The sequence below is a fragment of the Paenibacillus sp. BR2-3 genome (genome assembly GCF_046529485.1).
Classification (GTDB): domain Bacteria; phylum Bacillota; class Bacilli; order Paenibacillales; family Paenibacillaceae; genus Paenibacillus_AQ.
Genome location: NZ_CP126311.1, coordinates 1,696,411 through 1,710,201, shown reverse-complemented (window position 1 = coordinate 1,710,201; position 13,791 = coordinate 1,696,411). Strand labels below are relative to the sequence as shown.

Genomic DNA, 13,791 nt, shown 5'->3' with positions numbered 1-13,791 from the left:
ATTTACTGCACCTCCGCTTTCTCTTCCTCATAGGTGTATGTGGGATACGAGCCCAGAATCCGTACCTGACAGCCAAGCGCCTTGATTTCCTCAATAGCGGCCGGAAGCAGGACCGATTCCATCGGTTCCAGCACATCAATGTAAAAATAATAGGTACCCAGCTTCTTCTTCGTAGGCCGCGATTCAATACGCGACAGATTCAACCGCCGCCAGGCAAAAGCAGCAAGCACCTGATGAAGTGCGCCCGGAAAGTCCTCCGGAAGTGTTACAAGAACACTGGTTTTGTCACCGGAGCTTTTACGGGAAAGCTCGATTTTACCCGGTCCAACAAGCACAAACCGTGTAAAGTTATTATCGTGATCCGTTATTTGCCGATCAATGATCTCCAGACCATGAGTAGCTGCCCCAAGAGCAGTACCAATCGCAGCCCAGCCTCTTCCAGGGTTGTTTTTGACAATCTCCACAGCCTCGGAAGTGCTCCCGGCAGACTCCAGCTCAGCCCAAGAAGCATGCTCACGGATATAATGCCCACACTGTGCGGTCGCAACGGGATGAGATAGAATCTTCACAATTCCCGAGTAATCTCTTTGACCGTTTGCATCCTTAAATTCTCCGGGGTTGCCAATCAGATTCTGAATGGAGGGGTATATCCATTCGGCTTGCATGGGTAAGTTAACTTCATTAACCAGCCAGTCGATATGAAGACTAACCGAACCTTCAATCGTGTTCTCAATGGGAATGACGCTATAATCGGTCTCACCCTTAACCGTAGACAAGAACACGTCCGAAATTAGCTTGTGATGCACGACTTTCACCTGTTCACTATCAAATAGATGCAGCAAGGCTTCGTGGGATACCGAGCCCTGCGGCAGTACCGCTATTGATTTCATGACTGTACTTCTCCTTTTATCATATCTAAAAATGATTCACTTTGCATCCCGTTTGTATCAAGCAGCTCTATACTTACACCGGTAACGCAGGGTGAGAGCCAGCAGGTCCGAGCGTTAATGCCCTGCTCAAGCATGGTTTCCAGCAAAAACGTCTCAAGTTCATCTTTACGCGTCTCCCGGCGATCAACCATCGCGAGCAAGGTTGGACCAGCGCCGCTGAGGGCAATGCCTAATGCTCCCCGATTCGGAGCCTCGGCAAGCAACCTTTCCATACCGGGCACAAGCGGCGCCCGGTATGGCTGGTGCAAACGGTCCTGCATAGCTGTACCGATCAAATCAAGCCTCCCGGAGGCCAACGCGGCCGTCAGCAAAGAAGTACGGCTAATATTATATACTGCATCCGAAACCGAGATTTGAGTCGGCAGGACACCCCTGGCTTTGGAGGTAGCCAGTTCAAATTCAGGGATAACTACAAGCACCTCAAGATCCTCCGGGGGGTCGATCCGTACATGATTGGCATGAACGCCATCCCATACGGCGGTAATGATGCCGCCAAAAAGGGAGGCCCCTACATTATCCGGATGCTTCTCCAGGCCGGTTGCCATGCTGAACAATTTGGCGTTGTCCAAGGGGGCTCCTATCATCGCATTGGCAGCAGCCATGCCGCCGATGATAGCCGAAGCGCTGCTGCCAAGGCCTCGCGTCAGGGGAATGTCCGAATACATCGATATTTCCAGCTCAGGAATAGAGACTCCGGCTTCCGCAAAGACCATCTGCGCAACCTGATAGATCAAATTACTCTTATCCTGGGCCAAGCCCTTCATCTCATCACCATAAAGATGGAAGGTTGTTTCAGAAGCTTCCTGCATTTCAATCCACGCATATAAAGATAATGCCATGCCAAGTGTATCAAAACCGGGTCCCAAATTAGCAGTGCTGGCGGGTACTTTGACCCTTGCCCTTCCGTATTGTGTCATTCCTGCACCAGCCTTGGGCCGGGAGGATACATTCGAACAACCACCGTTAAATTTTCTCTATAATTTTGCAATAGCAATAGTATGGGGTTTCTCACGTTGCGTTCTCCTTAAGGAATTTTATTATGAAAGGCTACTTCCGTTAACCCTCGACACGGTAGTGACTCTTGATACGGCGGATTACATTCAGGTTCTCAAAATGCCGCAGCACTTTATTCATGCTGGCTTTACTGGCATTGTGGGTAACAATAATAATCTCTGCATCAGGATTGTGGGGATTAGCCTGTTGGACCACCGAGTCCAGACTGACATCATATTCCGCAAACACCTGAGTGATTTTGGCAAGAACACCGGCTTTATCATCTACGTGCAGCAGAAGGAAATTTTTAAAATAAATATCCTCATCGCTTTTCAGCTTCTTGGTCTTATAAGGAACAATCTGCTTTAACCCGTTTACGCCGAGCTTCAGGTTTTTGATCACTGCCACAAGATCCGCTACGATAGAGGTGGCCGTAGGCATGGCCCCTGCACCGGCTCCGTAGAACATGGTCTCTCCTACCGCTTCCCCATATACATACACTGCGTTAAAAACGCCATTTACCGAAGCAATCGGATGTCCCGCCCGGATCATTGTAGGCTGAACGCTTATATTGAATTCCTCGTTCTGGCATTCCGCAATTCCAAGCAGCTTCATTTCGTAGCCCAGTCGTTTCGCAAACGCAATATCTTCCTTACTCACTCCAGATATACCTTTTACACTGACGTCCTGGAGCTCTACATTTGTACGGAAACCAAGCGTGCCAAGAATCGCCATTTTTCTTGCAGCATCCAGGCCTTCCACATCAGAAGTAGGATCGGACTCTGCGTATCCCAGATCCTGAGCTTCCTTCAGAACATCGTTGTAGGATGCGCCTTCCTGACTCATTTTTGTCAATATATAGTTGGTTGTTCCATTTACAATACCCATAATTTTAACAATCCGGTCCGAGGAGAAGCCTTCAATTAATGTACGGATAATTGGAATACCGCCCGCTACACTGGCCTCATAGAATACATCACATTGCTTCTCCTGCGCCTTGGCCAAGATCTCCGAGCCGTACAAAGCCATCAAATCCTTGTTGGCAGTTACGATGTGCTTCCCGTGGTCCAATGCCTGAAGAATATAATCCTTCGTTCCATTAATTCCGCCCATAACTTCGACAATAACGTCAATTTCAGGGTCATTAATGACCTCCCAAGGGTCAGTCGTTAGTTTAGAGGGATCTACAACGATGTCACGGGCCTTCTCTGAATTTTTCACAGCTATGCGTTCAATTACAATCGGAGAACCCACCTGGCTGCTGAGGTGCTCCTGATTCCCTTCTACGATACGAACCACGCCCGTACCGACAGTACCCAGTCCCAACAATCCCACTTTTACCGGCTTCATCTGTATCTATATCCCCCTTAAATTTTCAAAAAAGCAAAACGGCTTCAAAGGCATTCCGTTATTTCTAGCCCTGCCCTACGATCAAGGCCCTTTTAACTCCCGGAATCTCCTTTAGGCTGTCCATCATGTCACCCAGTTCTTCATTTAGATGTGAAATCTCTACGGAGATCACCACATTCGCCCTTCCTTGGAGCGGTATACTCTGATTAATGGTTAGCACATTGGCGCCATGCCCCGCTACGGACCCCAGCACCTTGGACAACATTCCGGACTCATGCTCCAAATCAATGGAAACCGTAACAATACGTTCACGTTCCAACTGATGAATGAGGTGAATTCCATCCTTATATTTATAAAAAGCACTTCGGCTGAGGCCCACCTGCTCCACACCATCATTAACCGTCTTCGCATCCCCGGCTTCGAGCAACTGCTTAACCTGCATGGTCTTGAGTACCGCATCGGGCAGTATATCTTCCCGGACTAAATAATAGCGTTCTTTCACGAACGTCCTCACCTCAAAGACTTATGTATTTATATAGTGGACATTATAAAGGATCGGGCACCTGAAAAGCAATACTTTTGCAGGAAATGCAGTTGGAAAATCCTTAATTTTCAAAAAAGCACTGGCTGTTGTCCCTCAAAACATGAGGTAAGACAATAGCCAGCGCTAAATTATAAAAGCCTATTATTAATAGTAGCTGCTGTTCTCGACAAACTCGAATTCAAAGTCACCGATGCGAACAATCGTACCTTCTTCGGCACCACGTTTCCGCAGCTCTGCATCCACACCCATATGACGAAGTGTGCGTGCGAGCTTCAAAATAGCATCATGCGTGCTCAGCTGCATACGTTTCAGCATCCGTTCGATACGCGGACTGCTAACGATAAATGTATCGTTCTCGCGTGTAATTGTGAAGGAGTCGTCATCCTCGGCCTCCAGCTTGTAAACCTTACGCTCGGAGGTTTCCGCTACTTCCTCGATAACAGGGGCCACAGGGATGCTATCCAGGATATCCGTTGCACGGTACAGCAATTCTTGAATCCCTTGGCGGGTAAGTGATGATATCGGCATAATCTCCATGTCCGGACGAACCTCGGCGGCACGCTCGCGGAAAGCAGCAAGATTCTCTTCAGAACCAGGCATATCCATCTTGTTCGCCGCCACAATTTGCGGACGGTCGGCAAGGGCTGCGTTGTACTGCTTAAGCTCATCATTAATCTTGACCCAATCCTCAAAAGGATCACGCCCTTCAGAACCGGACATATCAACGACATGAATAATAATACGTGTGCGCTCTACGTGGCGTAAAAATTCATGTCCAAGACCAATTCCTTCGTGTGCGCCTTCGATAAGTCCCGGGAGATCGGCCATAACGAAGCTTCGCCCGTCACCAACATCCACCACCCCTAAATTTGGAGTAATCGTAGTAAAATGATAGGCTCCGATCTTCGGCTTGGCGGCGGATACAACTGATAACAAGGTTGATTTGCCTACGCTAGGGAAACCTACCAGACCTACATCAGCCATAACCTTCAGTTCCATGACTACATAGCGTTCCTGTCCTTCTTCCCCGTTCTCAGCCAGCTCGGGCGCCGTATTCGCCGCTGTTGCAAAACGGGTATTCCCGCGTCCTCCACGGCCTCCGCGTGCTACGACTACCTGCTGTCCGTGACGTGTCATATCGGCAATGGTCTCTCCGGTATCATCGTCAATCAGCACCGTACCCGGTGGAATCCGCACGATCATATGCTCAGCATTAGCTCCATGCTGACTTTTATTGCGGCCTTTAACCCCTTTGTCTGCTTTGAAATGACGCTGATAGCGGAAGTCCATCAACGTACGCAGTCCTTCATCAACCCGGAATATAACGTCGCCGCCACGGCCTCCGTCACCACCCGCTGGTCCGCCTTCCGGCACATATTTCTCACGGCGGAACGCGACAAGTCCATCACCGCCGTCGCCACCTTTTACGTAAATCTTAGCTTTATCTACGAACATAAACGTTCACCTTCCTCACATTTCAAGCGGCAGACGCAATTTGACAGAGGCCTGACTATGCCCGAGCGGCTCCGCTCTCATGATTTTTCCTTGCACGATATTATAAATCTGCCCTTGAAACAGCTCAGGATTGCCATGCGTTCCCTCACCCTCGAAAGAGATCAGAATGTCTCCTTCATCCTGCTTAAAGCCTATACTAAGCTTCTTGGCTTCGCCCTGAGGAGCAAGTCCACTATATTGGTAAGCCCTTACCGTCTGCATGATGACTGAAGTCAGCTCATCTCCTGCTTCTGGAGTCAGCTTATCTTCCAGATTCAATCCCTCTTCCACCTGCACTTCCAGCTCCAGACTGCCTCTGTGCGTACGAAAAGATTGGATATAGAACACAAGCGAAGGAACTCCGAGCTTGGCAATGCGGCTGTCAAGCGCAATACGTTCCTTTATTCTTTCCACAGTCTGCACGGTTTTATCAGGCTTTCCAAGCTGGATATATCCGTAAAGAACTTGCAAATCATTCATCCAGTCATGGCGATGATGATTTAGTGTCCGAATAGCGGCCTGCTGCAGACTTTGTTCCTGTACACGCAGTTCCCTTTCATAATGGCGCCGATTCCAAATATTACTGAAACCAATTACAGCAGCCACCCATATAACGAGAATCAGGCATGTGAAAAGAGATGTGTGCCAATACACAAGCCCTAAAGGAAGCGCTATGGATAACATAACTGCCCAAGTTGCACTTTTCCAGGATTTCATTCTTTCTCCCCGCCCTCAGTTCGCGAAAAATCATGACCATGTATAGTGATAAACCGATTCTACTCCGTATTTAACATTTCCCAGTATAACACAGGCATTCCCTGCAATTCACCAGTATACCCATGAAATTCATATTTTAATATTTCTACAAAAAAGCCTCCGGCACTCATGCCGGAGGCTTCTATTGCAATTATAGTCCCGTACTTACGCTTCCAATGCCGCTGCTACCGGAGCAACATCAACCGGGTAGACGCTCACTTTCTTGCGATCGCGGCCCCAACGTTCGAACTTCACTACACCTTCAACCAAGGCGAACAAGGTATCGTCCTTACCGATGCCTACGTTTGTGCCTGGGTGAATTTTTGTTCCGCGTTGACGAACCAGGATGCTGCCGCCGGTTACTGTTTGACCGTCAGCACGTTTCACACCAAGACGTTTGGAATGGCTATCCCGTCCGTTCTTTGTGGAACCCACACCTTTTTTCGATGCGAACAATTGAAGATTCAATTTTAACATGTTGTCTACCTCCTTCTTCAAATGATGACTTGCTGTATTTGAATATACTTCCCGTATGATTCTGCGATATCACCAAGCATTACGACCATGGATTCCAGCAGCAGTTGCACTTTTGCGGAGATCTCGGTATCTTCCACAGAACTTAATGTTCCGCTTAAGAATCCGTTCTTCATGGACGTATCCATGGATATTCCGGTCAAGATTTCAATCGAATTGACGGTTCCAACCGTTACGGCGGACACTCCGGCACATACGATATCCTCGCCACGTCTTGCATAACCCGCATGCCCTTTTACCTCAAAGCCAACGATAGTACCCAACCCCGAAGACCGTGTAATCAATACGCTAATCATTAACGCACCTTCTTACGCTTGAATCTTCTCGATTGTTACTTTCGTGTACGGTTGACGATGGCCTTGCTTCTTGTGGTAGTTCTTCTTAGGTTTGTATTTGTAAACTACAACCTTGTGGCCTTTACCATGCTTCTCAACTTTAGCTGTTACAGTTGCGCCGCTCAAAAGCGGAGTTCCTGCAGTCAGACCGCCTTCGTTGGAAACAGCCAATACACGGTCAAACGTTACGCTTGCGCCGTCTTCAGCTTCCAGCTTCTCAATGAACAAAACATCGCCCTCTTGGACTTTGTATTGTTTACCACCAGTTTCGATAATTGCATACATTGTACTTGCACCTCCTCATGTCTCAGACTCGCCTAGTCTAGGTGGCATTTCCGCAAGGAACTGCTCTTATGTACCCGATCGGAGCGGTTACAGCATGTGCAGGAATAGATAAACCGAACACATACTTGAAGATTCTATCATACTTATTAACTCTAGTCAACATTTATAGCAAGGTGGATTCATTCCGCTTATTCTTCAAGCCATGCTCCTGTCTTACCCGTGCCTCCGCAGCACGGACAGGTAACGGGTGCAAAGCCGGCTGAATCGTGCCGGGCTTTCTTGCGGGTCATTTCCAGCAGACCAAGCCTTGTCCAGCCAAGGATATGCGTCTTGGTACGGTCACGGGAAATCACACTCTCCAGACGGTCCGTAACCATCCTCCGGTGCCCTTCCTGTTCCATGTCGATAAAATCAATGATAATAATCCCGCCTGTATCCCGCAAGCGGATCAGACGGCCGATTTGTTCCGCTGCAAGCAGATTTGTACGGGTGACCGTATCCTCCAGGGAGGCTCCTCCAATATATTGAGCTGTGTTCACATCTATTACGGTAAGAGCTTCTGCTTCGTCCCAGATCAGCGTTGCACCGCCTTCCAGGGTATACTTGCGGGCAAAGCTTCTGTGCAGCTGCTCCTGTATCCCATAGGCTGCGAAAATAGGCTCATACCCGTTATACACGCCTACTGGGTTATAGCCGTCGGGCGCCATCTCCTCCAGAAAGATCTCTGCCTCCCTGGCAGCCTTCTGGGAATCAATCATCAGCTCATCGCGCTGCGGATTGAATGCATCCCGGATAAACCGCTGCACAATACTGAGATCGCTATGGAGCAAAGCAGGGGCTTCGGCCGCTTGCGCTCGTCTGGTGATGGCATCCCACTGGGCACGCAGAAAGGCAAGATCGCCCTCCACCGCTTCGGTAGGCTCGTCCTCCGAAACGGTGCGCATAATAAGACCTTCCTCATTCCGGCGCAGCCGTTCTCCGATTCCTTTCAGCCGGTTGCGCTCCGATTCACGGCCGATTTTTTTGGAGACCCCTACGTATTCTGCATACGGCATATATACCATCCAGCGGCCAGGCAGCGTGTAGTGGGTAGTAACCCGTGCCCCTTTGCCCCCTCCGGGTTCTTTGCGTACCTGAACAATAATTTCCTGGCCAGGCTGCAGTAATTCCTCGATGGAGGGCTTCACGTCCGGCTGTCTGTCCAAATGGGGATGAAGCACATCATCAACATATAAAAAGGCATTCTTCTTCTGTCCTATATCGACAAAAGCAGCCTGCATGCCTGGCAAAACATTTATAACACGGCCTTTGTAATAGCTGCCGACGAGTCCTTGCTGCTGATTGCGTTCCGCTGCGTATTCCACAAGCTTTCCATCCTCCAGGAGAGCCATCCGGGTAATATGCTGCGTGCAGTGAACGATCATTTGTTTCATGGCCTCACCTCTCGGTTAAAAAATCATTTATCAATTTAAGACACCACTAATGCCAGATCCCGAAATACGAGGAAACCAGTCGCTGTTCAGGTACAACAGCCATTACATTCCCATTCCCGTTCAAAACATATATAAAATGATAGTGGTTACGTTTAAATAGACGCAATATGTCATCCAAAGGTTTCGCAGACAACGCAACAATCGGACGGGCCAGAGCCCCCGTGCGCATATAACGATCATAGACAGCTCCCCGGTTCATCAGAAAAGCTACGAAGCGATAAGGCAGGTTGCGGTGATCCACAATGTTGGAATAAATGAGGAAAGCGCCGATCATCAGCACGTTAAGCCTCACTCCACCAGTTGTACCCAAAGGAAACAGCGCATAGACCACAACCAGAACACTAGCGGCTATACTTATTCTTCCACACCACAACAGCGCAGAATAATAAGGCACCAGCAGACTGATGGCTGCCTGTAGTATTTTACCCCCGTCAAGCGGCAGAATCGGCAATAGATTAAAAAGAGCAATGATGACATTGGCCTCAATAAAATAGGTTAAAAATACGTCGTTTCCATACCCTGCTCTTTGAAGTACAGAGGCACACACAATCATCAGTCCGTTCTGGAGCGGTCCGGCCAGCGCAATACCGATCTCAAGGGAGGCAGTCAGCTTGCCATGATCTTCAATAACCGCAACACCTCCGAAAGGAAGAAGCTGCACGCTTTTAACCGTTACCCCGGTAAGCACCGCTGCGCAGACATGTCCCAACTCATGAATGAAGACGATTGCGAATAAAGTGAGCAGTTCCAGAAATTGTCCCGTAACGATGGAGAGGAGCATCACAATAACAAATAACGGATGCAGAGAGAAGTCAATGCCGCGGGCCCTAATCAAACGCTATCACTTCTGCCGGATCAATATAGGTTTTGTCTTTCATGACTGCAAAAAACAGCAAGGGCTGCGATGAGGAATCCTGCTGCTGCAGCCAGCCGAGCGTATCTCCGCTTTGCACCCAATCGTCGACTTCCAGCTTTGTACCGCTTATGTGCCCGTATTCGGCAGTAAGATTACCGGTATGCCGAACCATAATCCGGATGCCTCCCTGCGGTTCTCTGGAAATGGAAAGCACACGCCCCATATCTACACTCTTCACCGTCACACTTCCGCTTGAATCGACCTCAGGCATAATTTCCACACCTTTCAGCGTAGAAGCGAAGGGTTGAATAACGTTTCCTGCTACCGGAGGGTTCAAATCACGAAGTGCAGCCACCTTCTGAGCCGGCTCCTCCTCTGTGTCAAAGATAGGGATGAAGGCCGGAGCGCCATTGAAATGCTCCTCATACCATACTCTTGCCGCTTCAAAGTCCATATCTTTATTTAGAGCATTTGCAATAAAATCCTGGCTCCTTAGCGACCAAGGCTGCTGAACGGTAAACACTCCCCATACCAGTCCGAATAAAAGACCGCTGACAACCATTCGCCGTAAAAATCCGCTGGTGAAACGAGGCCTTCTGCCGCCTCCATCCTCCTCCCATCCCTTTCGGCGTTCCTTCCACATAAGCTCAGGATCAGGCTCTGACGGGAACCGATCCCTCCCGGAGCCATTCCACTCCTTAATACTCCTGCTATTATCCGTTATTCCGAATAACGGTGATACGGGCACCGTCCCGGCTGTCTCATCCAGTAAATTGCGGATACGCTTCTTGCGGCGGTCCTTGATATTTGATTTCTGATCCATATTCATCCCTCCGGCGGGCTTGTTTTACTTCCATTTTATGAAGCACGGAAGTCGCTTTAGAACAAGCCCCCATTGCCCTTCAGGTATTCTTATACAATAATATAGCCAAGGAGGGAAAAGCGATGAATGATCTGAAGCAAACCGTTTGTGAAAAAAGAACCTATTCAACCGTAGTAGAGACCCACTCGCACAGCTACGGCCAGCTGTTATTCCCGCTTCAGGGAAGTATGAACCTGCAGACCCCTTCCCAGAATCTGCAGCTGCAAACCGGACGGTGTCTTTATTTGCCCCCCACCTGCAGCCACAGCTTTCACTCACAGGGGGACAATCAATTTCTGGTCCTTGATATTCCGCAGGTTTACATGCCTGCCGGGCCTGAGGGAAGAGTTCAAGCTGCGGTCTGTATGCAAATGGATGATCAATGGCGGGCTTTGAGCGATCTGCTGCTGCAGGAAGCCGCGTCTCCGTCCAGCTCAACTGCTCTGATCCATCTTATCCATTATGTATGCGGGAAGCTGCCGATAGTCTCCTATACCTCGATTGAATATATCCATCAGCATTACATGGAGGAGCTGACAATTGAAAGTCTGGCCAGCCTGGAACATTATCACCCCAATTATTATGCTGCATGGTTCAAAAAGACGACTGGTGTAACTCCATCTTCCTATATCCTGGATCTGAGAATGAAGGCAGCCAAGCTCCTGCTTCGTAATACCTCCCGTTCGATATCCTACATTAGCCAGGAAGTCGGTTACGAATATGCTGCTTCTTTCACCAAAATATTTACACGCTATGAAGGAGTAACTCCACAAAACTATCGTAAAAGCTTAATCCAGGATAAAAATAAGCTGTGAACAGAACAAGTGAATCAATCGGTCGCTCCCTATAATTATCAAAGGCCCTTTCACTAGCGTCCAATATTGCTAATTCTGGAGCGGAGGTTTTATTCAATGAATAGTAAAATGGCAGCTCTGGCTGTCCTGCTGGCAGCACTCCTCTGGGGAACTACGGGGACTGCGCAATCCTTTGCGCCGGACAACACCTCCCCGTTAGCCTTCGGTGCTGTCCGTTTAACTATAGGGGGATTATTTTTGCTCGGTTACAGCCTGTCCCGCAAACGTCTTCAACTCAAAGGGCTGCCACCCGGGGCCTTATTAACATCCTCGTTAGGCATGGCCCTTTATCAGCCGCTATTCTTCTCGGGTGTGCATATGACTGGTATTGCTGTTGGCACAGTGGTTGCGCTTGGCAGCGCTCCTGTCATAGCCGGCCTGCTGGAGTGGGGTTTGACCGGCCGAAGACCTGCAGCTAAATGGTGGATTGCTACAGCAGCCGCGATCATCGGCAGCGGATTGCTGTTTCTTGGCCAACATTCGATGGACATTCAGCCTGCCGGTCTGCTGCTTTCCGCAGGTGCTGGCGCAGCCTTTGCCATATACACCTTATCCAGCAAAAAACTGCTGGAACGTCATTACCCGGAAACTGCCGCGGCCGTCGTCTTTTGTCTCAGCGCCCTATGGTTGTCTCCCATTCTGCTATTCACAGACCTGTCTTGGCTAATGAGCGCAAGAGGAGCAGTGGTGAGCCTGCATATCGGCCTGGCAGCAACAGGAATCGCCTATCTTCTCTTCAACTTTGGCCTTTCCCTGCTCCCTGCCTCCACTACCGTTACCTTCTCACTGGCTGAGCCTCTTGTCGCCTCATTGCTTGGCGTTTTTCTGATCGGCGAATCTCTCAGCGGATTTGCCTGGCTCGGAATCCTGCTGCTGCTTGGCGGAATTACCTTGCTGACAATCTCCTCCCACGAAAGACAGCCCCGGAAACTTAAAAATTCTTTAGGGAACAAAATAAAGTCCCGCCCGTAGATTTCTCTATGGGTGGGACTTTATTATAATTACCGTAAATTTAAAAGATCAGCCGATACCAAAAAATTTCTTGAATTTCTTAAAAGCGCCGGGCTTCCGGTTAAGCTGCATAAGCGGCACTGAATCTCCGAGAATCCGGCGGGCAATATTGCGATAGGCAATCGCAGCAGAAGAGTCGGGGTTCATGACCGTCGGCTCTCCGCTGTTGGCGGCTTTTATCACCATCTCATCATCAGGAACAATGCCGATAAGATCAATGTTAAGCACCTGCAATATATCCTCAATATCAAGCATATCTCCTGATTTGATAAGATTGGGGCGGATGCGGTTTACAACCAGTTTAGGAGATTCCACACTGGATTGCTCCAGCAGGCCGATTATACGGTCCGCATCCCGGACGGCGGCATTTTCCGGAGTGGTAACGACGATTGCTTTGTCGGCACCGGCAATCGCATTGCGAAAACCATGCTCAATCCCCGCCGGACAATCAATCAGAATATACTCAAATTCCTTCTTAAGCTCAAGAATAATATCCTTTACCTGTTCAGGAGTGACGGATGTTTTATCCTTGGTCTGCGCTGCGGGCAGCATGTACAATTCATCAAACCGCTTATCCTTGACAAGGGCCTGATTCAAGCGGCATCTGCCTTCTGCTACATCTACAAGGTCATAAATAATTCGATTCTCAAGCCCCATAACCACATCCAAATTACGCAGTCCAATATCCGTGTCGACTAGACATACTTTTTTGCCCTGCAATGCAAGTGCGGTCCCAATATTGGCTGTTGTGGTCGTTTTGCCAACTCCGCCTTTGCCCGAGGTTACGACAATCGCTTCTCCCATGGAGGCTACACCCCTTTAAACACATTTAAATCCGGACGAAACTTGACTATATTATGAATTTTGTCAATCTGCATAGCCCCATTCAACAGGTATGCAAATTCCATGCTGCTCTCCCGGGTTCCCCACTCATCCGGAGGGCGGCTGATAATTTCGGCTATGCGCAGTTGAGTCGGGGACATCAGGGATGCTGCAATAATAGCACCTTCATTACCCTGTATGCCCGCATGGGCCATTCCTCTGAGCGCACCCAGAATATAAATATCGCCTGTGCAGCTTATAGCCCCTCCAGGATTCACATCACCAAGGAACAACAGGTTGCCCTCATGATGCAGCACTTGGCCGGAACGGATCATTCCACTCATCAGAACAAGTGAACTGCCTGTCTCACTCTTCGGAGCTTCCAACGTTTCAACTGAACGAATCAACAGGTTACCCTGACTCTTCAGAATGTTCAGCACAGCTTCCTTATCCTCATCCGTCACCGGACGTTTTCCCAGCTTGACATCTACATGAACAATGGGCCCAGTCAAAATGTTTTGATGGCTGTGTTCCAGCTTGAATCGAAGCTCGCTCAGAAGTTCTTCAAAGGGACATTTATCGTCTAGCAGGAATACAAGGCCGTCCTTGACGCCCTTGATCCTTACATGTTTGGATTTTACTGTCATCTGCC

16 protein-coding genes and 1 other annotated feature are annotated in these 13,791 nt (G+C 49.0%); of the genes, 2 read left to right on the top strand and 14 right to left on the bottom strand.

What is annotated here, in order from left to right:
• Nucleotides 1-2 precede the first annotated feature (2 nt).
• From pheA to PaeBR_RS08030, 12 genes are all read right to left on the bottom strand, one after another.
• A complete protein-coding gene (gene pheA, locus PaeBR_RS08085) occupies nt 3-890 on the bottom strand; it encodes a prephenate dehydratase (protein ID WP_410514338.1) in 888 nt (295 codons plus the stop codon).
• Nucleotides 887-1,867 (bottom strand): homoserine kinase, encoded by a 981-nt coding sequence (gene thrB, locus PaeBR_RS08080; RefSeq protein WP_410514337.1) that lies wholly within the window; start codon nt 1,865-1,867, stop codon nt 887-889. Before thrB ends, pheA begins: the two co-directional genes overlap by 4 nt.
• 139 nt (nt 1,868-2,006) lie before the next feature.
• Nucleotides 2,007-3,293, bottom strand: coding sequence for a homoserine dehydrogenase (locus PaeBR_RS08075; protein WP_410514336.1), 1,287 nt, complete (start codon nt 3,291-3,293; stop codon nt 2,007-2,009).
• Between the two features lie 64 nt (nt 3,294-3,357).
• Nucleotides 3,358-3,795 carry an ACT domain-containing protein gene (locus tag PaeBR_RS08070; protein WP_410514335.1) on the bottom strand — a complete coding sequence of 146 codons (438 nt, stop codon included), beginning with the start codon at nt 3,793-3,795 and terminating at the stop codon, nt 3,358-3,360.
• A 186-nt stretch (nt 3,796-3,981) separates the two neighbouring features.
• The gene (gene obgE, locus PaeBR_RS08065) at nt 3,982-5,292 is read right to left on the bottom strand and encodes a GTPase ObgE (RefSeq protein ID WP_410514334.1); all 1,311 of its coding nucleotides are present in this window, start codon (nt 5,290-5,292) and stop codon (nt 3,982-3,984) included.
• 15 nt (nt 5,293-5,307) lie between these two features.
• On the bottom strand, nt 5,308-6,048 hold the full coding sequence (locus tag PaeBR_RS08060) for a Spo0B domain-containing protein (RefSeq protein WP_410514333.1): 741 nt from the start codon (nt 6,046-6,048) through the stop codon (nt 5,308-5,310).
• A 204-nt stretch (nt 6,049-6,252) separates the two neighbouring features.
• Nucleotides 6,253-6,564, bottom strand: a complete 312-nt coding sequence (rpmA, locus tag PaeBR_RS08055; protein ID WP_410514332.1) for a 50S ribosomal protein L27 — start codon at nt 6,562-6,564, stop codon at nt 6,253-6,255.
• A gap of 17 nt (nt 6,565-6,581) precedes the next feature.
• Complete coding sequence (locus PaeBR_RS08050; RefSeq protein WP_410514331.1) at nt 6,582-6,917, bottom strand: ribosomal-processing cysteine protease Prp; 336 nt, start codon at nt 6,915-6,917, stop codon at nt 6,582-6,584.
• 12 nt (nt 6,918-6,929) lie between these two features.
• Nucleotides 6,930-7,241, bottom strand: a complete 312-nt coding sequence (rplU, locus tag PaeBR_RS08045; protein ID WP_410514330.1) for a 50S ribosomal protein L21 — start codon at nt 7,239-7,241, stop codon at nt 6,930-6,932.
• Between the two features lie 14 nt (nt 7,242-7,255).
• Nucleotides 7,256-7,340 (bottom strand) — a sequence feature (ribosomal protein L21 leader region).
• 89 nt (nt 7,341-7,429) lie between these two features.
• A complete protein-coding gene (locus tag PaeBR_RS08040) occupies nt 7,430-8,674 on the bottom strand; it encodes an Rne/Rng family ribonuclease (RefSeq protein WP_410514329.1) in 1,245 nt (414 codons plus the stop codon).
• A 46-nt stretch (nt 8,675-8,720) separates the two neighbouring features.
• A complete protein-coding gene (locus tag PaeBR_RS08035; protein WP_410514328.1) occupies nt 8,721-9,569 on the bottom strand; it encodes a M50 family metallopeptidase in 849 nt (282 codons plus the stop codon).
• Entirely contained in the window at nt 9,562-10,413 is an 852-nt protein-coding gene (locus PaeBR_RS08030) for a peptidoglycan DD-metalloendopeptidase family protein (protein WP_410514327.1), read from the bottom strand. Before PaeBR_RS08030 ends, PaeBR_RS08035 begins: the two co-directional genes overlap by 8 nt.
• A 122-nt stretch (nt 10,414-10,535) precedes the next feature.
• On the opposite strand from PaeBR_RS08030, the gene PaeBR_RS08025 reads away from it, so the two are divergent.
• Both PaeBR_RS08025 and PaeBR_RS08020 read left to right on the top strand, forming a co-directional pair.
• Nucleotides 10,536-11,267: an AraC family transcriptional regulator gene (locus tag PaeBR_RS08025; RefSeq protein WP_410514326.1), complete on the top strand. Its 732-nt coding sequence runs from the start codon at nt 10,536-10,538 to the stop codon at nt 11,265-11,267.
• 96 nt (nt 11,268-11,363) lie between these two features.
• A complete protein-coding gene (locus tag PaeBR_RS08020) occupies nt 11,364-12,278 on the top strand; it encodes an EamA family transporter (protein ID WP_410514325.1) in 915 nt (304 codons plus the stop codon).
• Between the two features lie 48 nt (nt 12,279-12,326).
• Here PaeBR_RS08020 and minD read toward each other — a convergent pair whose 3' ends face one another.
• Both minD and PaeBR_RS08010 read right to left on the bottom strand, forming a co-directional pair.
• Nucleotides 12,327-13,121, bottom strand: coding sequence for a septum site-determining protein MinD (minD, locus tag PaeBR_RS08015; protein WP_410514324.1), 795 nt, complete (start codon nt 13,119-13,121; stop codon nt 12,327-12,329).
• 5 nt (nt 13,122-13,126) lie between these two features.
• Entirely contained in the window at nt 13,127-13,786 is a 660-nt protein-coding gene (locus PaeBR_RS08010; RefSeq protein ID WP_410514323.1) for a septum site-determining protein MinC, read from the bottom strand.
• Nucleotides 13,787-13,791 lie beyond the last annotated feature (5 nt).

Excerpts from the sequence above, each read along its gene's own strand:
- pheA (WP_410514338.1), bottom strand. The coding sequence starts at position 890 with ATGAAATCAATAGCGGTACTGCCGCAGGGCTCGGTATCCCACGAAGCC.
- thrB (WP_410514337.1), bottom strand. The coding sequence starts at position 1,867 with ATGACACAATACGGAAGGGCAAGGGTCAAAGTACCCGCCAGCACTGCT.
- PaeBR_RS08075 (WP_410514336.1), bottom strand. The coding sequence starts at position 3,293 with ATGAAGCCGGTAAAAGTGGGATTGTTGGGACTGGGTACTGTCGGTACG.
- obgE (WP_410514334.1), bottom strand. The coding sequence starts at position 5,292 with ATGTTCGTAGATAAAGCTAAGATTTACGTAAAAGGTGGCGACGGCGGT.
- PaeBR_RS08060 (WP_410514333.1), bottom strand. The coding sequence starts at position 6,048 with ATGAAATCCTGGAAAAGTGCAACTTGGGCAGTTATGTTATCCATAGCG.
- rpmA (WP_410514332.1), bottom strand. The coding sequence starts at position 6,564 with ATGTTAAAATTGAATCTTCAATTGTTCGCATCGAAAAAAGGTGTGGGT.
- PaeBR_RS08050 (WP_410514331.1), bottom strand. The coding sequence starts at position 6,917 with ATGATTAGCGTATTGATTACACGGTCTTCGGGGTTGGGTACTATCGTT.
- rplU (WP_410514330.1), bottom strand. The coding sequence starts at position 7,241 with ATGTATGCAATTATCGAAACTGGTGGTAAACAATACAAAGTCCAAGAG.
- PaeBR_RS08040 (WP_410514329.1), bottom strand. The coding sequence starts at position 8,674 with ATGAAACAAATGATCGTTCACTGCACGCAGCATATTACCCGGATGGCT.
- PaeBR_RS08030 (WP_410514327.1), bottom strand. The coding sequence starts at position 10,413 with ATGGATCAGAAATCAAATATCAAGGACCGCCGCAAGAAGCGTATCCGC.
- PaeBR_RS08025 (WP_410514326.1), top strand. The coding sequence starts at position 10,536 with ATGAATGATCTGAAGCAAACCGTTTGTGAAAAAAGAACCTATTCAACC.
- PaeBR_RS08020 (WP_410514325.1), top strand. The coding sequence starts at position 11,364 with ATGAATAGTAAAATGGCAGCTCTGGCTGTCCTGCTGGCAGCACTCCTC.
- minD (WP_410514324.1), bottom strand. The coding sequence starts at position 13,121 with ATGGGAGAAGCGATTGTCGTAACCTCGGGCAAAGGCGGAGTTGGCAAA.
- PaeBR_RS08010 (WP_410514323.1), bottom strand. The coding sequence starts at position 13,786 with ATGACAGTAAAATCCAAACATGTAAGGATCAAGGGCGTCAAGGACGGC.